The sequence below is a fragment of the Brevibacillus brevis genome, from assembly GCF_900637055.1.
In the GTDB taxonomy this organism is placed as follows: domain Bacteria; phylum Bacillota; class Bacilli; order Brevibacillales; family Brevibacillaceae; genus Brevibacillus; species Brevibacillus brevis.
Window position 1 is genome coordinate 2503247 of sequence record NZ_LR134338.1, and the last position, 22608, is coordinate 2525854.

Consider the following 22608-nt stretch of genomic DNA (forward strand, 5'->3'; position numbering starts at 1 on the left):
AATTCCGGAGTGTATGGAAACTTTCCGCTAAAACGCGGTCGCTCCACGTTAAAAAGGCCTCGATAGAGGTTTTCTTACCATTACGGTACATAACGAGTGTAACGACAAGGAGGAGGCGTGCCATTGAGTAGAAGAAAAAAAGAGCGTTCACAAGCGGCATTGGCCTCAGTTGTCAAAATAGAGCTGCTGGGACTTCTGATCATCGTGCTGTCCTTGATCGGGCTATTGGAGAGTGGATGGCTGGGCAAAAATGTACTGGCACTTCTATTTCGGTTTATTGCGGGCTCATGGGATTTTATCATTCCTGTTCTGCTAATCGGTATGGCCATACATATGATGTTTACGAGAAAGTCACCGAAGCTTACATACCGCGTCTTAGGGATAGCTCTCATTGGTGTGGCGATTTTGACCTGGGATCACATGATTTTGTACAAACAAATTACCGCAGATGGAAAATTTGCAGAGCAAAGCATTATTAAGGTTACATGGGACAGAATTTGGCTCGATCATGGTCAGAAAGTGTCCACCACCGGGGTAGGTGGAGGAATGATCGGTGCCCTGTTTTTTGCAGTGACAAATGGCCTTGTTGGAACAATTGGTACTGGTCTCGTGATTGTTTTCCTTTTCCTTGTGGGACTGATGTTTCTGTTCAATCTTTCTTATGTAAACATTTTGATGTTTGCCAAGGACAAGCTGGCTTTGGTTTACGGAAAGGCGAAAGATACAGTGAAGGACTCTGTACAACTTTTGCAGGAAGAGAGCGAGAAGCGAAAGAAAGAAGCAAAGGAAGCCGAAGAGGCTCGCAAGCAAAAGCAATCGCAGTCAGAGAATGAGGCCATCGCGGTTACGGCGTTGAAAGAGCAAAAATCTCATCCACAGCCTGCTATTCAGGAGGAAGAAGTCCAGCAACCGAACGCCCCGTTAATTCGTGATTTTACGGATCGCATTGCGCTGGAAGAGGATGACGGACAAATTAATCCTAGTCATTCAGCGCGAGCTGCACAACCGAAAACGAATCAGGAAATTACGTTTGCGCTCGAAGGAGAAGAAGAAATCTTCGGTACAATAGATACCGGAGAAGAACAAAATACCATACCGTATGAGCTGCCAAGTCTGCAAATGCTCGCAAGGCCCAAAGCGAGTGCAACAAGTAAAGACGTCGATCATACCTCAAATGCGGCAAAATTAGTACAGACACTGAAGAGCTTTGGCGTCAATGCAACGGTTTCCGAAGTACATCGCGGACCTGCTGTTACACGCTACGAAGTTCAACCCGCTACAGGGGTAAAAGTAAGCAGGATTGTCAGCTTGACGGATGACCTTGCGTTGGCATTGGCGGCAAAAGATATCCGGATTGAGGCACCGATCCCAGGAAAATCAGCCATTGGCATCGAGGTTCCGAACTCGGAGGTAGCGGTCGTATCACTACGAGAAGTGTTGGAAGCTCCCGAGTATCAAGATGCGCCAGGGAAGCTTACCGTTGCTCTTGGCCGGGATATTTCCGGAGAGCCGATCGTAGCAGATTTGACCAAAATGCCGCATTTGCTCGTAGCGGGTGCGACGGGAAGCGGAAAATCAGTATGCATTAACGGATTGATCATGAGTATTTTGTTCAAGGCCAAGCCAGAAGAAGTCAAGCTGATGATGGTTGACCCGAAAATGGTGGAACTGAATGTGTACAACGGAATTCCACATTTGTTGGCTCCTGTTGTCACTGACCCGAGAAGGGCTTCTGTTGCATTGAAAAAAGTCGTGGCCGAGATGGAGCGGCGCTATAATTTGTTTGCCAAAACAGGTAGCCGCAACATTGAAATGTACAATGCGCAAGTGGAAGGCACGCCACTTCCTTATATTGTCGTCATCGTCGATGAGCTTGCGGACTTGATGATGGTAGCTCCGGGAGAAGTGGAGGATGCGATTTGTCGACTTGCGCAAATGGCTCGTGCTTCCGGGATTCATTTAATCATCGCGACACAACGCCCTTCCGTAGATGTCATCACGGGTGTGATCAAGGCGAACATCCCTTCTCGTATTGCCTTTGGCGTGTCTTCGATGGCTGACTCCAGAACGATTCTGGATATGGGAGGAGCGGAAAAGCTTCTTGGTAGAGGGGACATGCTTTCGTTGCCGATGGGGGCATCCAAGCCGACCCGTGTTCAAGGAGCCTTTGTATCCGACAAGGAAGTAGAAGAGGTCGTTCGTTTTGTGAAAGAACAGCAAGAGGTTCGCTACAATGAAGAGATGATCCCGGGTGACGTGCAGGAGGAACAGCAGCCAGTCGTGGATGATGAACTGTACGATCAAGCTGTCCAAATCGTTTCAGAAGCCCAGACGGCATCGGCATCCTTGCTGCAGCGTCGTCTCCGTGTTGGTTATACGCGGGCGGCACGATTGATTGATATGATGGAAGCTCAAGGAGTAGTCGGTCCATATGAGGGAAGCAAGCCTCGTGAGGTTCGACTGCCACGTCCATCCATAGAAAGCAATATTTCATAATGGAAGGCCTTGCCAGAATTTATACTGGCAGGGTCTTTTTTCCTATTTTAGGAGAAAAATCCCTGTCGAAATTAATCATTTTGCATTATTATTCATAAATATTTGGCTTGCATGATACTCGCCCCTCATGTAAAATTTTTAAGAGATTGACGGAAATTGTTGTTATATTATGTCTCATACGAATCAGAGGTCTGACGTCCTACCTGTTGGGATGGCTGAAGGACAGCAGGAGTGAATGATGATGAGCATCAAAGGGAATGTTCGATCACTGTTTCTCTTGGTAATGGACAAGATCAAGAGTGATATCGAAACCGGACTTCTTCGTCCTGGTGAACGCCTCCCTTCTGAAGCCGAACTATCCAAACAGCTTGGTGTAAGCAGGGCGACGCTTCGCGAGGCACTCCGACTTCTTGAGGAAGAGAAGATTGTCATTCGTAGACACGGTGTAGGTACCTTTATTAATTCAAAGCCTGTTTTTTCAGGCGGGATTGGGGAACTCTTTAGTGTGACGGATGCAATCGAGCGTCAAGGATATACCGCAGGAACCTTGATCCTGAAAACATCCTTTGGCGAATCTGCTGAAGAAGAGAGGAAGCGGCTGGCCTTAAATCCGGGTGAAGGCGTTCTCATAGTAGAGCGAATTCGAACGGCTGACGGTGAGCCTGTGGTTTATTGTGTGGACCGCATTCCTGCACATCTGGTGCCTGAGGGCTATGCGGCAAGTGGAGAGTCTATCTTCAAATGGCTGGAGAGCGTAACAGGGGTAAGGATCGCATACGCAGTAGCTGATATTGAACCTGTGGGCTACAATGAAAAGGTTTCCAACCTGCTGCACTGCGATAAATCTGCTCCCATGCTCTTGCTCAAACAGATTCATTACGACGAAAGTGAAAAGCCAGTGCTATACTCCCATAATTACTTCAGGGCTGACAAAATTCACTTTCATGTCGTGAGGAGACGGTTGTAACTGTGGGGGCAACCTCACTCAACAATTTCATCAACTAAAAACAGGGGGTAATCTCAGATGAAGAAAGTTCTATCCGTGCTTTCTGTGGCAACACTCAGCCTGTCGCTCGTTCTCGCTGGGTGCGGAAGCAAACCAGAAGCACAGCCTCAAGGCCAAACTGGTAGCAATGGAGGCGCTCCAGCCGCTAAAGCTATCAAAGTAGGTATGGTTACAGACGTTGGTGGTGTAAACGACAACTCCTTTAACCAGAGTGCTTGGGAAGGGCTGCAAAAACTCCAAACCGATTTGAATCTCCCGAAAGAAAACGTAAACTATCTGCAATCAAAATCAGATGCTGACTATGTACCAAACCTGACTCAATTCGTAAAAGACGGTTGGGATCTGACTTGGGGTATCGGCTTCCTGATGGGTGACCACCTGAAAAAAGTAGCAGATGAAAACAAAGTCGCAAAACTGGCGATCATCGACGCTGAAGTAGATGCTCCTAACGTAGCATCTGTACTCTTCAAAGAGCATGAAGGCTCCTTCCTCGCTGGGGTAGTTGCAGCGAAAATGACCAAAACGAAAAAGGTAGGATTCGTGGGTGGCGTTGACATCCCGGTAATCAAACGTTTTGATCTTGGTTTCGAAGCGGGTGTAAAAGCTGTAGATCCTAGCATTCAAGTCGTTAAAGTTTACACGGGTGCTTTTGACAAACCAGACATGGGTAAATCCACGGCTTCCTCCATGTACGGTCAAGGTGTGGACATCATCTTCCACGCTTCCGGCGGTACAGGCGACGGTGTGTTCAACGAAGCAAAAGACCGTAAAGCTAAAGGCGAGAACGTATGGGTAATCGGTGTTGACAAAGACCAATCCCTGACTTTCGGCGACGAAATCACATTGACTTCCATGGTAAAACGTGTTGACGAAGCAGTTATTCGTGTAGCGAAAGACCTGTCTGAGGGTAAATTCAAAGGCGGAGTGCAATGGCTCGGACTGGCTGAAAACGGTGTAGGTCTGGCTGACACTTCCACGAAGAACGTTCCTGAAGACGTACTGAAGCTGGTTGAAGAATATAAGCAAAAAATTGTTAAAGGCGAAATCACAGTTCCTGACAAGTAAAAACTAAGGAAACTGCAAACGGACAAGGCTGGTTCGAGCTACTGGCCTTGTCCTTTACCTTCACAATAGACCCGAAAAATGGGGTGAGCATGCATGAACTCGGTAAAAAAAGTGGTTGAAATGAGAGGGATCACAAAACGGTTCCCAGGCATTATTGCGAATGACAGTATTACACTGTCAGTAGGTAAAGGTGAAATTCATGCGCTGCTCGGAGAGAATGGCGCGGGTAAGTCCACACTCATGAATATCTTGTTCGGTCTATACCAGCCGGATGAAGGCGAAATTCTGATTAACGAGAAAGTTGTACAGATCACCAGTCCAAGGATTGCAAACGAACTTGGTATCGGAATGGTTCACCAACATTTTATGCTCGTAGAAACATTTACAGTCACGGAAAACATTGTGCTAGGAAATGAACCGAAAAACGGGTTGAAGATAGATATTCAAAGCGCTGAGAAAGCGGTAGAAAAACTGTCGAATCAATACGGGCTCAAAGTTGATCCGAGAGCAAAAATTCAGGATATCTCAGTAGGGATGCAGCAGCGTGTAGAGATTTTGAAAACGCTTTATCGCGGTGCGGACATCTTGATTTTTGATGAGCCTACGGCTGTATTGACGCCGCAGGAAATCCATGAACTTATCGAGATCATGCATAACTTGGTAAAAGAAGGTAAGACGATTATCCTGATCACACACAAGCTGAAAGAAATTATGGCTGTATGTGACGCGGTTACGATCATTCGTCGAGGAAAAGTCATTGACTCCGTATTGGTAAAAGATACGAATCCAGACGACTTGGCTGCGAAAATGGTTGGTCGTGAAGTGAACTTCCGCGTGGATAAAACGGAAGCAAAACCAAAAGATACGATTCTTTCCGTAGAGAACTTGACTGCGATGGGTAACCGCGGTGTGAATGCGCTGAACAATCTCAGCTTAGAAGTTCGCGCCGGCGAAATTCTCGGAATTGCAGGAGTCGACGGAAATGGTCAAAGTGAATTGATTGAAGTATTAACTGGCTTGCGTAAAGCAACAAGTGGGCGTGTCCTTCTTAATGGCAAAGAAATTACGAATCAAAGTCCGCGCAACATCTCGGAATCAGGATTGTCGCACATTCCAGAAGACCGACATAAACGAGGATTGGTTCTTGATTTCACCATGAGTGAAAATATGGTATTGGAAACGTACTTCCATCCAACGTTCTGCAAAAACGGTTTTCTTGATTATGGCGCCATTGACAAGCATGCGGCCAAGCTTATCGAAGAATTCGACGTTCGGACGCCGAGTATTTACACGCCAGCACGAGCGCTCTCGGGAGGAAACCAACAGAAGGCAATTATTGCCCGCGAAGTGGACAAGAACCCGGATTTGCTCATTGCGGCTCAACCTACTCGTGGCTTGGACGTAGGTGCTATCGAATTCATTCATCGCAGACTGATTGATCAACGCGATCAGGGAAAAGCAGTTCTCTTGCTTTCCTTGGAGTTGGATGAGGTTATCAATGTGTCCGACCGGATTGCGGTTATTTATGAGGGAGCCATTGTGGGGATTGTCGATGCCAAATCGACAACGGAGCAAGAGCTTGGCTTGATGATGTCCGGCGGAAAAGTAATGCAAGGAGGGGGAAACGATGAATAGAGTTATTGCGGTCTTCACGAAAGAATCGTTTCTCGTTCCTGCCGTTGCGATCATTCTTGGTCTTTTGACTGGAGCAATTGCCATGCTGGCAGGTGGATTTAATCCAATCGATGCCTATACGGCTTTGATTAAAAAAGTATTTGGTAGCGCGTATAACTTTGGTGAAACCATTCGCCAAATTACGCCTTTGATCTTTACAGGTTTGGCTGTAGCGTTTGCTTTCCGTACAGGTCTCTTTAACATCGGGGCAGAAGGCCAATTTATCGTAGGGATGATTGCTTCTACTGTCGTAGGTGTTTCTTTTGACCTCCCAGCAATCATTCATGCTCCACTGGCTATCCTTGCAGGTGCTGTAGCAGGTGGTTTGTGGGGAGCTATTGCCGGCTATTTGAAAGCAGCCCGTGGTGTCAATGAGGTTATTACCAGCATCATGTTGAACTGGGTAGCTCTTTACTTTGCAAACTGGGTCATGAATGCCTTCTTTATTCCAGCAGGCAAACAAACATCTGAAGAGGTAAAGGATTCTGCGATCATTACCATTGGATGGCTAGCTGAAATGTTTGACAATGCTCGTTTGCACTGGGGTACACTGGTTGCCGTACTCGCAGCTATTTTCTTCTATATCATTCTTTGGAAAACAAAATCTGGTTTTGAATTGCGTTCCGTTGGTTTGAACCCGCATGCTTCTGAGTATGCTGGTATGAACGTGAATCGTAATGTTGTAAAGGCTATGTTCATTGGTGGTATGTTTGCAGGGATTGGTGGAGCTACTGAGATTTTGGGCGTATTCCACTATCAAGCGATTATGACGCAGCATACGGGCTATGGCTTTGATGGAATCGCGGTAGCATTGATTGGCGGAAATACACCATTCGGGGTTATCCTTGCTGCCATATTGTTTGGGGTTCTCACATTCGGTGCGAGCGGCATGCAGTTTAGTGCGGGTGTACCGTTTGAATTGATTCGTGTCGTGATTGCTTCTGTTATTTTCTTCGTTGCTGCACATGGCATCGTGAAAATTTTCGTTAAGCCGATCTTGATGAAGAAAAAGGAAGGTGGAAACTGATGGATTGGGGATTAATTCTCAGCAACCTCGTTCATGATACCATCGTGTTTTCCACTGCCTTGATTTTTGCCGCACTGGGTGGATTGTACTCGGAGCGTTCTGGTGTCGTGAACATTGCGCTAGAAGGTATGATGATTATCGGTGCTTTTACCGGTGCCGTAATGACCTATGCTTTCCAAGATTCACTAGGTGCTTGGGCACCGTGGGTCGGATTTATTGCAGCGGGGATTGCCGGTTCTATTTTTGCACTCCCGCATGCCGTTGCTTCCGTTACGTTTAAAGCGGACCAGACCGTCAGTGGTGTGGCCCTGAACTTCTTGGCAGCTGGACTTTCCATCTACCTGACCAAAATTATTTTCGATGGAGCAGGTCAGACAACAACATTGACCGCTGTGTTTAACAAATTCAGTATTCCTGGATTGAGTGAAATTCCGTATATCGGACATGCCATTTTTGAGGCGTATCCTACTAGCTTTTTAGCTTTCATTGCTGTTTTCCTTACGTGGTATGTTGTATTTAAGACACCTTTCGGATTGCGCTTGCGTTCGGTTGGTGAGCATCCGCGTGCTGCTGATACAGTAGGGATCAATGTTAAGAGAATGCGCTACACGGCTGTTATGATCAGTGGTATGCTGGCTGCATTGGGTGGAGCTACCATTTCTTTGACGACTACCAGTAACTTTTCCCATAACACGGTTTCCGGACAAGGGTTTATCGCGATTGCGGCCTTGATCTTTGGTAAATGGCATCCAGCGGGTGCGATGGGAGCAGCCTTGTTCTTCGGTGTCGCTCAAGCGATCAAGTCTTTGGTCCAAATCTTCGGATTGACCAATTACATTCCTACTGAATTTATCTTCATGCTTCCGTACGTACTGACGATTCTCGTGATGGCTGGTCTGGTAGGACGATCCAGTGCTCCAGCGGCCCTCGGCAAACCTTACGATACGGGATCGCGTTAATCATTCGTTGACAAAATTTAGCGTCTAGAACCTGTCACTTTCCCTGTGCGATAATTTTTGTGACTGCTTGCAGTCCGCAAAAAACGGTCCTATCCGTTTTGGCAAATTGTCTGTGGGGAGGGAAAAAGATGAACCGCTGTCTACATAAGTACAGCAGTTATCGATGGAACAGGCTTCTAGGCGCTTTTGTTTTGTGCCTGATGATAGCGGTATCTGGTGGGATGGCTTCAGCAAAAGAGCCAGGACCGGTCATTTCTGTCGTTGTCGATGGAAGGGGAGTCCAGTCCGATGTATCGCCAATCCATCGAAATGGGCGTATGCTGGTTCCGATACGGGTAGTAGCGGAGGAAACAGGATCAGAAGTAAGCTACGAAGCTGCTACGCAGAAAGTATTCCTTAACAAAAAAAGCAAGCATATAACCCTTACGATCGGCAGCCAGACAGCGTACGTAAATGGAAAACGATGGAAGATGGATGTCTCTCCCATCATTGTGAATAGGCGGACGCTTGTTCCGATCCGATTTATCTCCGAGGCATTTGGCTATCAAGTTCAATGGGATAAGAAGTCGGCCGTTGCATACATACAATCCAAACCTGTGGAAGACAAAGCTGTGAGTGTGAAATACTCCTTGAATCCATATGTCGTTCAACAGGGAGATACCTTATCAAAAATTGCAGCTCGCCACGATACGAACATGAGTGCCATTCAGAAAAATAATCATCTCTCTTCTGATGAGTTACTAGTGGGCCAGATTTTATTTTTGCCAGAAGGTGCACAACGAGCTGAGTATCCTATTGCCACGAAAGTTGCGGATGATCAATTGACTGGAAATCAATTTCGGTTTCCTTTCCACGAGAATAGCTGGTATGAGCCGTATGGGGATAGCTTCGGGTCTGATCGAGAGTGGACGGAGTCCAATAGCGGCAGTGTTCGCAGTCACGAGGGCATCGACATCATGGCACCAAAGGGAACGCCGATTTACTCGGTATCCGATGGGACGATCAACAAAGTGGGCTGGAATACGTATGGTGGCTGGAGAGTAAACATTACGGATGAAAATGGTCAATATCGGATGTACTACGCTCATTTGCAGGCCTATGCTCCAGGATTGCATGTAGGCAAAACGATAAAAGCTGGACAGTTGATCGGTTTTGTTGGAGACACAGGCTACGGTGGTACTGGTACAGTGGGAATGTTTGAGCCTCACCTGCATTTTGGCCTCTATCGTAACAGCACGGGGAAAGCGATCGATCCGTATGATTACTTGCGGATTTGGGAGCAAAATAAAGTGGAGAGTCCCCTCTGATATTGGGACAAACTACTACGGAGTACCTTCACGAATAAAAGGAGGCCCTTCGTATGTGGACTTGTCCGTACTGTGGGGGAAGCCACGGCTTACCCTTTCACGATGAGCAGTTGGATGGCATGCTCTGTCTCTCGTCTGATTGCGGTCGATTTGTTGAAGAGCATAGCACTTCGGATGATCCTCGGGAGTGGGATGCAATGGATATGTAAGGAATAGAGTGAACACCCTTTGTAAAAAGGTGTTGTTCGCTCTTTTTTTATACAATGGAAGCGCTGTGATTTGCGTATTACGGGACTTGCGTGAGCGCATAGGAAGAAGGACTGGGATATATAATGGAAGATTCTGATGCTTGATGCCCTGACAATTGGTTACAATAGAGAAGAGTATGAGTAAGCTGATGGAGAAGGGAGATTGGACTATGACTGCTTCTACAACTGAAATTGCATTTCAAAGCTCCCAAATCAATGGGATGAACGTACATATCCTTCCAACAGAAAAGTTCAAGACAACGACGATCGTGACGATGATTGAACAGGCGCTTTCGGAGGAGCACGTAACGAAAACAGCATTGCTTGCGATGGTCATGAAACGTGCCAGCGCTCGTTTTCCAGAAACGAAGCTATTGCGAGCACATTTGGATTTCCTGTATGGTGCCATTTTTGATGTCGATGTCATGAAAAAAGGCGAGCGGCAAATCCTGCAAATTTATATGGAAGTACCGAATGAAAAATATTTGTCCAATGAAGCCTCTCTTTTGGAGCAGGCCATCGAATTCGTAGGAGACATGCTTGTCAGACCGTACGTACAGGAGAACGCTTTTTCCGAAAAGTACTTGGCACAGGAAAAAGAAACGCTACGTAAACGGATGGAGAGCTTGATCGACGACAAAATGAAGTATGCAAACCAACGCGTGACAGAAGAAATGTGTAAAGGAGAACCATTCGCTCTTCTCGTCCAAGGGCGCGTGGCAGATTTGCCGAAGATCACAGGTCAGGAACTGTATCAATATTTTAAAGAAGTAACGACGACGAATCCGATCAATATGTTCGTGGTGGGCGATGTTGACCAGCAGGAAGTAAGCGAGGCTATTCGCAAGCACATCCCATTGGAGCGCACCCAAGTAGGAGAACTGCAGATCGCATCGACGGCGAAGGACGTATCTGCTGAACGCGAAGTGATCGATCGACTCGACGTCAACCAAGCAAAGCTCAACATCGGCTGCCGCACGCAGATCACTTATAAGGATGACGATTACCCGACGTTGTTGCTATTCAACGGGATATTAGGTGGCTTTCCTCACTCCAAGCTGTTTGTCAACGTCCGTGAAAAAGAGAGTCTCGCTTATTATGCCGTATCCAGGCTAGAGAGCCACAAAGGGATTCTTATGATTATGTCCGGGATTGATGTTAGCAAATATCAACGTGCGGTTGAGATTATTAAGCAGCAGCTTGATCTGATGCAACAAGGAACCATATCGGATGAGGAATTGAGTCAGACACGTGCGACTTTGTCTAACCAATTCCGTGAGCTGCTGGACAGTGCACGCGGCATGATTGATTTTACGTACAATGGTGTAGTTAGCGGACGTCCTCGGAAAATCGAAGAGCTTTTGGCGGGGATTAACCAAGCGACAATTGAGGATATCAAGAAAGTAGCGAGCAAGGTAACGATCGACACGATTTATCTGCTGCGGGACAAGAAGGGAGAGGCATAAGATGCAGACCACTGTCTTTGAACAAGTAAATGAAACGGTATATCATGAAACTCTCCAAAATGGATTGCAAGTCTATCTGGTTCCCAAACAAGGCTTCAGCAAAACATACGCTGTTTTCACTACGCGCTATGGCTCCATTGATAGCCATTTCCGCACCCGAAGCGGGGAAGAAATTAATGTTCCTGACGGCATTGCGCATTTTCTTGAGCACAAAATGTTTGAGAAAAAAGATCGGGATGTCATGCACGAATTCAGTAAAAACGGGGCGAGCTGCAATGCGTTCACGAGTTTCAATCGTACGGCTTATTTGTTCTCGTGCACAGATAAGTTAGACGACAATTTGAATCTGCTGCTCGACTATGTGCAGGACCCGTATTTTACAGATGCCAGTGTAGAAAAGGAAAAAGGAATCATCGGCCAGGAAATCACCATGTACGATGACAACCCTGACTGGAAGGTGTACATGAACCTCTTAAAGGCCATGTACCAAAAGTATCCGATTAACATTGAGATTGCGGGTACGATCGAGACGATCTCTCATATTACAAAAGAATATTTGTATCAGTGCTATGAAACGTTTTATCATCCTGCAAATATGCTCCTATTGGTCGTGGGCTCCTTCGAACCAGAAGCGATCATGAAGCTCATTCGTGAAAACCAAGGAGCAAAGGAGTTTCCTCCTGCGCCACAAATCACGCGCGTGTTTCCAGAAGAGCCATCAGCTCCGGCGGAGGCGAAAGTAGAAGCGTTTCTGACAGTTGGTCTGCCTAAATGCATGATCGGAATCAAGGAAAAGGAAAACGGACTGACCAAGGAAGCCTTGTTAAAACGTGAGTTGACTACTAAACTGGTATTGGACATCGCGTTCGGCACAAGCTCCGCTGTCTATGAGCGTTTGTATGATAGTGAGCTAATTACGGAAAGCTTTGATTTTGACTACAGCAGCGAGCAGGATTATGCGTATACGATCATTGGTGGAGATACACCTGATCCAGAGCGTTTAGTGGAAACGATCAAAGCGGAAATCGAACAATTGAAGCAAAACGGTATAGCTCAGGACGATTTTGAGCGTGCGAAGCGTAAAAAAATCGGAAACTTCCTGCGTTCTCTAAACTCCGTGGAGTTTATCGCTAACCAGTTTACCAGCTTCAAATTTAACGGGAATGATCTGTTTTCCGTAGTGCCGACCTTGGAGTCGATCACACGCGAAGATGTGGAAAAACGTTTGAAGGAGCATTTTTTAACCGAGCAGATGGCTGTTTCCATCGTTCGTTCCGCTTCGCCACAGGAGTAATGTATTCATGTTCAACCAAGAGACGCCGTGGGCGTTAATTACGGGAGCTTCCGGAGAGATCGGGCACGCGATCGGCGCCTACCTGATTGATGCGGGGGTTCCCCTTTATCTGCATTACAATCGAAATATGGAAAAATTGGAGCCGTTGGTGCAAAAATGCCAGGAGCGGGGCGTTCCGTACGGCATCCTCCAAGCTGATCTACGGGATCCAAAGCAAATTGCCGCGATGTTTGCTCAGATGCAGGTTGCACCACTGTTGATCGTAAACAACGCCTCTGTGGATGATGTCGGTTTATTTACGGATGTGTCTGTCGAGAAATTCGATGAGCTCATCGCACTTAATGTTCGATCCGCTTTTTTGGTCTGCCAAGCAGCTGTTCCCGCCATGCTGCGGGCAAGGTATGGGCGTATCGTCAACATTTCTTCCATATGGGGGCTTACGGGCGGTTCATGTGAGGTACTGTATTCCATGACCAAAGGAGCCATCAATACGTTCACCAAAGCCTTGGCAAAGGAAATGGCACCAAACGGAATCACGGTAAATGCTGTCGCTCCAGGAGCTATTGCTGGTGGAATGATGGAGCGCTTTGCTCCAGATGAAATGGAAATGATCGCGGAAGAAATACCAGCCAACCGTCTCGGACAACCATATGAGGTAGCTGCAGTCGTGCGCTTTTTGCTTTCGGCGGATTCGAGTTATGTGACGGGGCAAGTGATTAGTCCAAACGGTGGATGGTACACGTAGAAGATAAAAGTATGCATGAATAAAAAACGAGAAATGATGGAATTCTACCTTTTGTGTGGGCAGCAAATCTGTTCGCAACGTACAAAAGGAGGGAATTTCCCTATGTCGATTCTTGACAATTTCAGCGACTGGAAAGCGTTTCTCGGAGATCGGGTAGAACAAGCGAAACAAGCCGGGATGGAAAGCGAAACGCTTCAAAATGTAGCTTATCAAATCGGTAGCTATCTGTCTGAGCAAGTAGACCCGAAAAACGATCAGGAGCGTCTGTTGAAACAGCTGTGGGACGCAGGTGATCAACAGCAACAACAGGCTTTGGCATCACTCATGGTGAAGCTTGTTCAGAATCGCAATGACGCGAACGCTGGCAGCTAGCCATTCAAATCCCCTACTTTTGGGGATTTTTCTTTTCGCGATTGTCGAATGAAACGAACGTGATATACTACATAGAAGAGAATTCTGGTTGGCGGAGAGGATTGCATATGGAAGCGAAGAAAGAATGGTACATGGAGTATGAGATTGCCCGTAACCGTCCCGGTCTCTTAGGGGACGTATCTTCTATTCTGGGGATGTTGAACATCAATATCGTAACGATCAATGGTGTGGATACCATGCGTCGAGGTATGCTGCTCTTGACCGATGATGATGAAAAAATGGAGGTTTTGCGCAACGTTGTGCAAAAAATGGACAACATAACCATAACGAGGTTACGTCCCCCGACCATGCTGGATCGCTTGGCTGTTCGCCACGGTCGTTATATTGAACGGGATAGCGAGGACAAAAAAACGTTTCGCTTTGTTCGTGAAGAGCTGGGCTTGCTGGTTGATTTCATGGCAGAAATCCTGAAGAAGGAAGGTCACCAGCTTATCGGGATTCGTGGAATGCCTCGCGTAGGGAAGACTGAATCCATGATTGCTGCCAGCGTATCCGCCAATAAACGTTGGACATTCATTTCCTCCACTTTGTTGCGCCAGACGGTACGCAGCTCCTTAGCCATTGATGAAATGTCTACTGATCATGTATATTTGATAGATGGAATTGTCTCAACGCTGCGATCGACAGAAAAGCACTTCACCTTGCTTCGGGAGATTATGAACTTTCCTGCCGCAAAAATCATTGAGCATCCGGATATATTCGTAAGGGAATCAGAGTACCAACTTGATGATTTCCATTACATTATTGAGCTGCGTCATCATCCGGATGAAGAGATTACATATGAGCTTATCAACAATCGCGGCTTTGATAATTTCGAAATGAATTAAGGAGGGGCAGCTGTGTCTGAGCTAGGTCAAGTCCTGCAAAGGGCCCGCGAAGAAAAAGGAATCACGCTCGACGACATCCAACGTATCACCAAGATACAGCGGCGATATTTGGAAGCCATTGAAAGGGGTCATTTTCACGTACTTCCTGGCCACTTTTACGCGCGTGCATTTATAAAGAGTTATGCGGAAGCTGTCGGTCTAGACCCGAACCACATCCTGAATCACTTTCAGTCCGATTTGCCGGCCCAGCCACCTACAGAGCAAGTAGAACGACTTCGTCGCAGAAGAGTTGCTTCAGCGAACAATCCATTACAAGCAGGTCGATGGGTTACCAAGACCTTGCTCGTATTGTTTATTGCCTTGATTATCGGGGTTATTTATTTCGCTGTCGTTAACAACAATGGAGGTCAGTTGACTCAGCCAGTGCCGGGTGGAACAGTTGGTCCTGGAGCGGAAATTGTCCCGCCTGGCAATGGTGGTGGAGCGGTAACATCCCCGATTGCTCAACAACCGAAGCCTCCTTCTATTACCACACCGAATCCTGAAACAGGAACAAACCCACCTGAGACCGTTACGGAAACTCCTCAGGCAACCATCACATTCGAATCGCAGCAAGGATCGATGTATAACTATTCCTTGCAAGGAGGAGAAAAAATCACGGTTCATCTGAAGGTGAAAGAAGACACCAGCTGGTTCGGTATTTCGGAAGGAAAAGGCAAAACTTATGTTGAGCAGGGCACGCTCAAGAAGGATCAGGAAAAAACGATTGAGCTGGGGAAATCCGCTTATATTCGTTTAGGCAAACCGACTTTAGTGGAATTGAAGGTTAACGGAGTCTTGGTAGACACGTCTAAAATGAAGTCAATGCCGTCCAATATTACGATGAAAGTAAAAGAGGCGGTCACCCAGTAGGCAAGCATATGCTTGCCTTTTATACTTTTCTCTTTTTTGACACTTCCTTTAGGCTTATATTATACTGGATAGGTGTAATATGGGTTGGTGTGACCAATTGGAGGAAAAAAGATGACAGAGAAGGTAGGCACGCGTGAAAAAGTAGCGATTGTTACGCTGGGCTGTGAAAAGAATCTCGTTGATTCGGACATGATGGCCCATCTGATAGATGAAAAAGGTTATGAACTGGTTGATAACCCGGAAGAAGCAACTGTGGTCATCGTCAATACCTGTGGTTTCATCGATGCAGCCAAGGAAGAATCCGTCAATAAGATTCTGGAAATGGGTGAATTGAAGGAATCCGGCAAACTGAAATCGCTTGTGGTGGCAGGCTGTCTCACACAACGTTACAAAGAGGATATCTTGAATGAGATTCCTGAGGTGGACGGCATTGTCGGAACAGGCGATTTTATGTCGATTACAGGTATTATCGAAGAATCTCTAGAGGGCAAGCGACCGATTTTTGTAGGAAATCCCATTTTTACGTACGAAGATGTAGTGAAGCGGAAAGTAAAGGAAGGCACGTACTCCGCATATATTAAAATTGCCGAGGGCTGCGACAACGCCTGTACGTTTTGCTCGATTCCTTTAATGCGTGGGGGATTCCGCAGTCGTACAATCGAATCCATCGTGGAAGAAGCGCGTCATTTGGCTGCGCAAGGTATCGTAGAAGTAAGTCTGATCGCACAAGATTCTACGAACTACGGAACGGATATTTACGATGGAAAACTGATGCTTCCTGAACTTTTAAACCGTCTGGCAGAAGTCGAGGGCATCGAGTGGATTCGTCTTCACTATGCATACCCTGGATTTTTCACGGATGAATTGATCCACACCTTTGCTACCAATCCAAAAGTGTGCAAATACGTAGATATGCCTTTGCAGCACTCGGAAGACCATATTCTCAAAAGAATGCGTCGCCCTGGAAGACAGACGGACATTCGTGCGTTGGTAGCCAAAATTCGCGCGCAGGTTCCAGATGTGGCTCTGCGTACCTCTTTGATCGTAGGGTTCCCAGGGGAAACAGAGGAAGACTTCGAGCGCCTGAGCGAGTTTGTGAAGGATATCCGTTTTGATCGACTGGGTGTGTTTACTTACTCCAACGAGGATGACACTCCAGCTTCCCGTCTGCCGGACCACGTAGACGAAGAGGTTAAGGAAAAACGTGCGAACATGCTGATGGAAATTCAGCGTGAAGTAGCCGGAGATCGCAACGGACGCTTTGTTGGTCAAGTCTTGGATGTTTTGATTGAACGTTATGAAGGACGTAACGATATTTATGTAGGTCGAACACAGTATGACGCTCCGGAAATCGATGGTGAAGTATTCGTCACTGGTTTTAAAGGCGAACTGGGCACCATCGTAAAAGTAAAAATTACACACTCCTATGAATACGATTTAGCCGGGGAGGTAGTCTAGGTGAATCTCGCCAACCGCATCACACTCGCCAGGATCTTTCTGGTGCCGGTAGTTATGTTTTTTATGCTGGTGCGTTACAACATCGGGACATTTTCGATTGGCAGCCTGACGATGACGTATAACGAGCTGATTGCGGCTTTGGTATTTATCCTAGCAGCCAGTACGGACGGACTCGACGGTTATATTGCACGGAAAAATAAAATCGTGACGAACTTGGGGAAGTTTCTGGACCCGCTTGCTGATAAGCTGTTGATTTCTGCAGCACTCATTTCACTCGTAGAGATGCAGCGTCTGGAAGCGTGGATTGCGATTGTCATTATCAGCCGGGAGTTTGCGGTGACGGGTTTACGGCTAGTTGCTGCGGCAGAAGGACAGGTAATTGCTGCGAGTGCATTGGGTAAACTGAAAACATGGGTGCAGATCGTAGCGATTACGGCTGTCATGATTCGCAACTTCCCATTTGAGTTCTTCGGTATTCCGTTCGACGAAGTAGCTACTTGGGCGATGGTGATCATCACGATTTACTCCGGGTACGACTACTTTGCGAAAAATCGTAACGTGATCCAATACTCGTAATGCGGGTATTGGTCTCTTTTTTCACAAGACTCTTCTCTTGAGCGTTTCCAAGTGATAAACTATTAGTTTAGAGGCTTTTCTACTCTCAAAGAGAATGGATGAGGAAGATGAGAGCGGAGATTATCGCGGTAGGTACCGAGCTTTTGTTAGGCCAGATCGCTAACACCAACGCACAGTTTCTTTCTCAGAAGCTGGCGGAAATTGGCGTGGGAGTATACTTTCATACGGTTGTGGGAGACAACACGGAGCGATTGCTACAAGTGATTCGATTGGCATCAGGACGATCTGATCTCGTCATTTTCACGGGTGGGTTAGGGCCGACTCAAGATGATTTGACGAAAGAAACCGTGGCGGGGCATGTAGGCATTGGATTGGAAACGAATCCAGAAGCCATGGAGAGAATTGAGAAATTCTTTTCGCAACGTGGGATTGTCATGACGGAGAACAATCGTAAGCAGGCGCTGGTGCTTTCTGGCAGCCATGTATTCTCCAACGATTTCGGGATGGCGCCGGGGATGGCGATCCGTCATGACAGTAGTACGTTCGTGCTGTTGCCTGGACCACCAAGCGAGTTGTATCCAATGGTGGAGAATTACGTGATGCCTTACGTAACCGATTTGCTCCCCGAAAAACAAGTGTTTCATTCTCATTTACTCCGGTTCTACGGAATAGGCGAATCCGCTTTGGAGGAACAACTGCTCGATCTGATCGAAAAGCAGGACAATCCAACGATCGCGCCATACGCCAAAGAATTCGAAGTAACGCTTCGGATTACGGCAAGATCTGCTACAGTCGAAGAAGGGGAAGCCCTGATCTTGCCTGTAGAAAAAGAAATTCTCAGCCGTGTTGGCCAGTATATGTACGGGATGGGCGAGAGCTCGTCGCTGCATGATGTCCTGGTTTCTGAGCTGAAAAAGAGAAATGAAACAATTGCTTGTGCAGAAAGCTGCACAGGAGGAGCAATTGCCTCGTTGATTACCTCTGTGCCGGGAAGCTCGCAAGTGTTTCGTGGCGGGGTAGTCTGCTACACCAATGAAGTGAAAAATCAGCTGCTCGAAGTACCTGATTCCATTTTGCAAACAGATGGGGCAGTCAGTGAGAAAACAGCTCAATTGCTGGCTGAACATGTACGAGAAAAGCTGGGAGCTACTTACGGGATTTCTGTTACGGGAGTGGCTGGACCCGATCCTTCCGAGGGCAAGCCTGTTGGCATTGTATATGTAGGGATCGCGGCAGAAGGAATGCCCACAGTTGTAAAAGAGCTGCGCCTTGCCGGAAGAAGGCATGCAATCGTTGGGCGTGCCGCTAAATACGCGTTGTTTTATGCGCTGCAAATGCAAAAAGAAAGGTGATTTTTTTCATGACGATTTTTTCCGATTTTCCTTTACATAAATCTATTCTGCAAGCGATTCACGATATGGGCTTCGAGGAGCCATCACCGATTCAGGCAGCATGCATTCCAAAAGTACTGGATGGCGGAGACCTGATTGGTCAAGCACAGACAGGTACTGGTAAGACTGCTGCATTCGGGATTCCACTTGTAGAAAAGATTACGCCTGCCAATCGTGTACAAGCGATCGTGCTGACCCCAACTCGTGAGCTGGCTATCCAGGTTGCGGGAGAGCTCTTGCGCATCTCCAAATACAACAAAGTTCGTACGCTGCCAATCTATGGCGGACAATCGATCGGACATCAAATTCGTGCGCTGCGCCAAGGTGTACAAATCGTTGTAGGTACTCCTGGCCGTGTCATGGACCACTTGCGCCGCAAAACATTGAAGCTGGATCACGTACATACACTCGTTTTGGATGAAGCGGATGAAATGCTGGACATGGGCTTCATCGAAGATATCGAGACGATCATCACACATATGCCGGAAGAGCGTCAAACCTTGCTGTTCTCCGCGACAATGCCGCCAGAAATCAAGCGTTTGGCTACCCGTTACATGAAACAGCCGCAAACGATTGCAGTTAGCCGTGAAGAAGTAACGGCGCCATTGATCGAACAGGTATACTACAAAGTGTTTGACCGCAATAAAGTGGAGAGCCTTTGCCGCATCTTGGACAGTGAGGATGTTGAGTTGGGAATCATTTTCTGCCGGACCAAGCGCGGTGTAGATGAGTTGTCCGAAGTGCTGCAATCCCGCGGATACCTTGCGGACGGCTTGCATGGCGACTTGTCACAGGCACAACGTGACAAGGTCATGAATGCGTTCCGTGAGGGCTCGATTGAATTCCTGATCGCGACAGATGTAGCAGCACGCGGTATCGACGTAGGAAACGTCTCTCACGTAATCAACTACGATATTCCACAAGACTCTGAGAGCTACGTTCACCGTATTGGCCGTACTGGTCGCGCAGGTCGCAAAGGAATTGCGATGACGTTGGTTACGCCTCGTGAAGTAAGACAAATGATGTTTATCCAAAAGCAGACAAAAGCACAAGTACTCTCTCGCAATGTTCCTTCCCTGGAGGAAGTGGCTGAGCGCAAACAAGAACAATTGCGTGAACAGTTGACTAGCCTTTTGGAAAGCGATGCAATCGCGGATATGTACCAAAAAGTAGCGGATTCTCTCGTTGGTCAATACCCGGCTGAAAAAGTAGCAGCTGCTGCATTGCACCTGGCATTCCATACCGAAGCGGGACAAGGGCAGGAAGCAGAAGCGTACAACTTTGGTGAAACGGGTGCAGCAAAAGGCATGGTTCGCTTCTTCCTGAACGTTGGCCGCAATGCGAACATGAAGCCACAGGATCTGGTACGAGAGATCTCTGAATCTGTTGGTATCCCAGGAAAATCAGTAGGTCGCATCGACATTTTTGAGAACTTCACGTTTGTTGAGGTTCCAGAAGAGGTAGCGGCATTCGTATATGAGTCACTGCGTCAAACGCGTATCAACGGAAAACGAATCAATCTGGAGCCAGCAAAGCCTCGTGGAGCGAAACGTTCCTAATTAGCGAGCATTACAAAGCAGTCATTTCACTGGGAATAACCAGGAAATGGCTGCTTTTTTACAATGCGAATATTTGTTCGTAAAAAATACTTGGCAAACACTTCTGTCTCGAGGTATGATGAAGACAAGCAAAACAGATGCGAAAAATTGAAAGGGTGTGTACCATTTGTCAGATCGTCGCGCAGCTTTGGAGAGTGCATTGCGTCAGATAGAAAAGCAATTCGGTAAAGGTTCCATTATGAAATTGGGGGAAGTATCCAACGTTCAGATTTCTACCGTATCGAGTGGAGCGCTTGCTCTTGATATCGCACTAGGTGTGGGCGGATTCCCACGTGGACGGATTATTGAGATTTACGGACCAGAGTCTTCTGGTAAAACAACAGTAGCACTTCATGCGATCGCAGAGGTGCAAAGACAAGGCGGACAGGCTGCGTTTATCGATGCTGAGCATGCTTTGGATCCGGTTTACGCTGCGAAGCTGGGTGTGAACATCGACGAATTGCTGTTGTCCCAACCAGACACTGGAGAGCAAGCTTTGGAGATCGCGGAAGCACTGGTTCGTTCTGGTGCGGTAGATATTATCGTAGTCGACTCCGTTGCGGCACTCGTGCCAAAAGCAGAGATCGAAGGCGAGATGGGAGATTCCCACGTAGGTTTGCAAGCACGCTTGATGTCCCAAGCACTCCGCAAGCTGTCCGGTGCCATCAACAAGTCCAAAACGATTGCGATCTTCATCAACCAGCTTCGTGAAAAAGTGGGAGTTATGTTCGGGAACCCGGAAACAACTCCAGGTGGACGCGCTTTGAAGTTCTACGCGAGTGTTCGTTTGGATGTTCGTAAAGCAGAATCTATCAAAGTCGGCAACGACATTTTGGGTAGCAAGACGAAGATCAAAGTTGTCAAAAATAAAGTGGCTCCACCATTTAAGGTTGCAGAAGTGGACATCATGTACGGTGAAGGTATTTCCAGAGAAGGTAGCATCCTCGACATCGGTTCTGAGATTGATGTCGTTCAAAAGAGTGGTGCTTGGTATTCCTTCAACGAAGAGCGTCTCGGCCAAGGTAGAGAAAATTCGAAGGTCTTCCTGAAGGAAAATCCGCACATTGCATCTCAGATTGAAACAAAGGTGCGCGAATACTTCAGCCTGAACCCTGGCTCTGTTCCAGAAACTGAGCCGGTAAACGACCCAGAGCAAGATGAAGAGCCAACATTTGATCTGGATTAATGAAGAGTAGAAGAGCAGCCTGTCGATGAGACAGGCTGTTATTTTAGCTTTGCGAAGGAGTGAATCAGCATGAAGAGCGGCCTGATCACTGCCGTTCATCGAGATATCAAACAAAAGCAACGCTACCATATCGATGTAGAAGGCGAGTATGCGATTACCGTACACGAAGACATACTGGTAAAGTACAATCTATTTAAGGGAACAGAATTAGATGAAGCTTTTTGCCGGGAAGTCCTGGTAGCAGAAGAAAAGCATAAAGCGTATTTAGGTGCTTTGCGATACCTTGGAATACGCCCACGGACAAGCAGTCAGCTGCATTCTTATTTGGTAGAGAAGGGATTTTCTACGCAGATTGCCGAAGAGATATGCCAGCGCTGCAAGGATCACGGCTACATCGATGATGAAGCATTTGCGAAGCAATGGGTAGACGAGCGATTGCGTTTGAAGCCGAGGAGTCCTTATATGCTGCGTATGGAGCTTACCCAGCGAGGAGTGGACAGAGCGATTGTAGAGGACGCAGTTCGTGGCGTGTCTAGGCAGGCTGAACTAGATGCTGCCCGCGCATTGATAGAGAAGAAGGCGCGACGCATAGAGGGTGCACCGAACCCCGATGAAGAACGCAAGCTGCTGTCCATGCTGATGCGCAAGGGATTCTCTCATGCGATCATTCAACAAATGCGTGAAGAATTGCGTCATAGAAGCGATAGTTAGGGCCAACTCTATTTGCATGATCTTGACAATTCTTGTTCACAAATAATAAAATAGGTTTGTATTTACTTGGTGTATCATAACTTTTTGTGATTTGCTCACTCGTTGCCTATGGAACAACTGAAAAACCGTGCGAAAGCTGTACGGATTCAGCGGACCGAGTAAAATCGGTCTTGTTTTTTAGCCGAATGTTCAAATGTGAGAGCACTCCATGAAAAACAAATGCTTGGAAA

The 22608-nt window shown here is 47.1% G+C and carries 20 protein-coding genes; all 20 read left to right on the forward strand.

Features of this window, described 5'->3' with window-relative positions; translation table 11 throughout:
* The first annotated feature begins 117 nt into the window (after positions 1 to 117).
* The 20 genes from EL268_RS12610 (at position 118) to EL268_RS12700 (ending at position 22378) form a co-directional block, all read left to right on the forward strand.
* Positions 118 to 2496, forward strand: coding sequence for an FtsK/SpoIIIE family DNA translocase (locus EL268_RS12610; RefSeq protein ID WP_106653505.1), 2379 nt, complete (start codon positions 118 to 120; stop codon positions 2494 to 2496).
* 241 nt (positions 2497 to 2737) lie between these two features.
* Complete coding sequence (locus tag EL268_RS12615) at positions 2738 to 3463, forward strand: GntR family transcriptional regulator (RefSeq protein WP_015891694.1); 726 nt, start codon at positions 2738 to 2740, stop codon at positions 3461 to 3463.
* Between the two features lie 57 nt (positions 3464 to 3520).
* A complete protein-coding gene (locus EL268_RS12620) occupies positions 3521 to 4567 on the forward strand; it encodes a BMP family lipoprotein (protein ID WP_106653506.1) in 1047 nt (348 codons plus the stop codon).
* 93 nt (positions 4568 to 4660) lie between these two features.
* On the forward strand, positions 4661 to 6202 hold the full coding sequence (locus EL268_RS12625; RefSeq protein WP_106653507.1) for an ABC transporter ATP-binding protein: 1542 nt from the start codon (positions 4661 to 4663) through the stop codon (positions 6200 to 6202).
* A complete protein-coding gene (locus EL268_RS12630) occupies positions 6195 to 7268 on the forward strand; it encodes an ABC transporter permease (RefSeq protein ID WP_106653508.1) in 1074 nt (357 codons plus the stop codon). The genes EL268_RS12625 and EL268_RS12630 overlap by 8 nt, the downstream gene beginning before the upstream one ends.
* Positions 7268 to 8227: an ABC transporter permease gene (locus tag EL268_RS12635; protein ID WP_106653509.1), complete on the forward strand. Its 960-nt coding sequence runs from the start codon at positions 7268 to 7270 to the stop codon at positions 8225 to 8227. The genes EL268_RS12630 and EL268_RS12635 overlap by 1 nt, the downstream gene beginning before the upstream one ends.
* Before the next feature lie 128 nt (positions 8228 to 8355).
* Entirely contained in the window at positions 8356 to 9534 is a 1179-nt protein-coding gene (locus tag EL268_RS12640) for a stalk domain-containing protein (RefSeq protein WP_106653510.1), read from the forward strand.
* 53 nt (positions 9535 to 9587) lie between these two features.
* Positions 9588 to 9743: a hypothetical protein gene (locus tag EL268_RS32780; RefSeq protein WP_164724468.1), complete on the forward strand. Its 156-nt coding sequence runs from the start codon at positions 9588 to 9590 to the stop codon at positions 9741 to 9743.
* A gap of 209 nt (positions 9744 to 9952) precedes the next feature.
* A complete protein-coding gene (gene yfmF, locus EL268_RS12645) occupies positions 9953 to 11248 on the forward strand; it encodes an EF-P 5-aminopentanol modification-associated protein YfmF (protein WP_106653511.1) in 1296 nt (431 codons plus the stop codon).
* A 1-nt stretch (position 11249) separates the two neighbouring features.
* Entirely contained in the window at positions 11250 to 12542 is a 1293-nt protein-coding gene (gene yfmH, locus EL268_RS12650; RefSeq protein ID WP_106653512.1) for an EF-P 5-aminopentanol modification-associated protein YfmH, read from the forward strand.
* Positions 12543 to 12549: 7 nt separating this feature from the next.
* On the forward strand, positions 12550 to 13287 hold the full coding sequence (gene ymfI, locus EL268_RS12655; protein WP_106653513.1) for an elongation factor P 5-aminopentanone reductase: 738 nt from the start codon (positions 12550 to 12552) through the stop codon (positions 13285 to 13287).
* Between the two features lie 102 nt (positions 13288 to 13389).
* Entirely contained in the window at positions 13390 to 13659 is a 270-nt protein-coding gene (locus EL268_RS12660; RefSeq protein WP_106653514.1) for a DUF3243 domain-containing protein, read from the forward strand.
* A 107-nt stretch (positions 13660 to 13766) separates the two neighbouring features.
* Complete coding sequence (locus EL268_RS12665) at positions 13767 to 14546, forward strand: YmfK family protein (RefSeq protein ID WP_016743377.1); 780 nt, start codon at positions 13767 to 13769, stop codon at positions 14544 to 14546.
* A 12-nt stretch (positions 14547 to 14558) separates the two neighbouring features.
* Positions 14559 to 15458 carry a helix-turn-helix domain-containing protein gene (locus tag EL268_RS12670; protein WP_106653515.1) on the forward strand — a complete coding sequence of 300 codons (900 nt, stop codon included), beginning with the start codon at positions 14559 to 14561 and terminating at the stop codon, positions 15456 to 15458.
* Between the two features lie 111 nt (positions 15459 to 15569).
* A complete protein-coding gene (rimO, locus tag EL268_RS12675; protein WP_106653516.1) occupies positions 15570 to 16916 on the forward strand; it encodes a 30S ribosomal protein S12 methylthiotransferase RimO in 1347 nt (448 codons plus the stop codon).
* Positions 16917 to 17492 (forward strand): CDP-diacylglycerol--glycerol-3-phosphate 3-phosphatidyltransferase, encoded by a 576-nt coding sequence (gene pgsA / locus EL268_RS12680; protein WP_017249262.1) that lies wholly within the window; start codon positions 16917 to 16919, stop codon positions 17490 to 17492.
* A 107-nt stretch (positions 17493 to 17599) separates the two neighbouring features.
* A complete protein-coding gene (locus EL268_RS12685) occupies positions 17600 to 18844 on the forward strand; it encodes a competence/damage-inducible protein A (protein ID WP_106653517.1) in 1245 nt (414 codons plus the stop codon).
* Positions 18845 to 18852: 8 nt separating this feature from the next.
* Positions 18853 to 20442, forward strand: coding sequence for a DEAD/DEAH box helicase (locus EL268_RS12690; protein WP_106653518.1), 1590 nt, complete (start codon positions 18853 to 18855; stop codon positions 20440 to 20442).
* 166 nt (positions 20443 to 20608) lie between these two features.
* Positions 20609 to 21667, forward strand: a complete 1059-nt coding sequence (gene recA, locus EL268_RS12695) for a recombinase RecA (protein ID WP_106653519.1) — start codon at positions 20609 to 20611, stop codon at positions 21665 to 21667.
* Positions 21668 to 21736: 69 nt separating this feature from the next.
* The gene (locus EL268_RS12700; RefSeq protein WP_106653520.1) at positions 21737 to 22378 is read left to right on the forward strand and encodes a RecX family transcriptional regulator; all 642 of its coding nucleotides are present in this window, start codon (positions 21737 to 21739) and stop codon (positions 22376 to 22378) included.
* Positions 22379 to 22608 lie beyond the last annotated feature (230 nt).

Coding starts and splice junctions, on each gene's coding strand:
- EL268_RS12615 (WP_015891694.1), top strand. CDS start 2,738: ATGAGCATCAAAGGGAATGTTCGATCACTGTTTCTCTTGGTAATGGAC.
- EL268_RS12620 (WP_106653506.1), top strand. CDS start 3,521: ATGAAGAAAGTTCTATCCGTGCTTTCTGTGGCAACACTCAGCCTGTCG.
- EL268_RS12625 (WP_106653507.1), top strand. CDS start 4,661: ATGAACTCGGTAAAAAAAGTGGTTGAAATGAGAGGGATCACAAAACGG.
- EL268_RS12630 (WP_106653508.1), top strand. CDS start 6,195: ATGAATAGAGTTATTGCGGTCTTCACGAAAGAATCGTTTCTCGTTCCT.
- EL268_RS12635 (WP_106653509.1), top strand. CDS start 7,268: ATGGATTGGGGATTAATTCTCAGCAACCTCGTTCATGATACCATCGTG.
- EL268_RS12640 (WP_106653510.1), top strand. CDS start 8,356: ATGAACCGCTGTCTACATAAGTACAGCAGTTATCGATGGAACAGGCTT.
- EL268_RS32780 (WP_164724468.1), top strand. CDS start 9,588: ATGTGGACTTGTCCGTACTGTGGGGGAAGCCACGGCTTACCCTTTCAC.
- yfmF (WP_106653511.1), top strand. CDS start 9,953: ATGACTGCTTCTACAACTGAAATTGCATTTCAAAGCTCCCAAATCAAT.
- yfmH (WP_106653512.1), top strand. CDS start 11,250: ATGCAGACCACTGTCTTTGAACAAGTAAATGAAACGGTATATCATGAA.
- ymfI (WP_106653513.1), top strand. CDS start 12,550: ATGTTCAACCAAGAGACGCCGTGGGCGTTAATTACGGGAGCTTCCGGA.
- EL268_RS12660 (WP_106653514.1), top strand. CDS start 13,390: ATGTCGATTCTTGACAATTTCAGCGACTGGAAAGCGTTTCTCGGAGAT.
- EL268_RS12665 (WP_016743377.1), top strand. CDS start 13,767: ATGGAAGCGAAGAAAGAATGGTACATGGAGTATGAGATTGCCCGTAAC.
- rimO (WP_106653516.1), top strand. CDS start 15,570: ATGACAGAGAAGGTAGGCACGCGTGAAAAAGTAGCGATTGTTACGCTG.
- EL268_RS12685 (WP_106653517.1), top strand. CDS start 17,600: ATGAGAGCGGAGATTATCGCGGTAGGTACCGAGCTTTTGTTAGGCCAG.
- EL268_RS12690 (WP_106653518.1), top strand. CDS start 18,853: ATGACGATTTTTTCCGATTTTCCTTTACATAAATCTATTCTGCAAGCG.
- EL268_RS12700 (WP_106653520.1), top strand. CDS start 21,737: ATGAAGAGCGGCCTGATCACTGCCGTTCATCGAGATATCAAACAAAAG.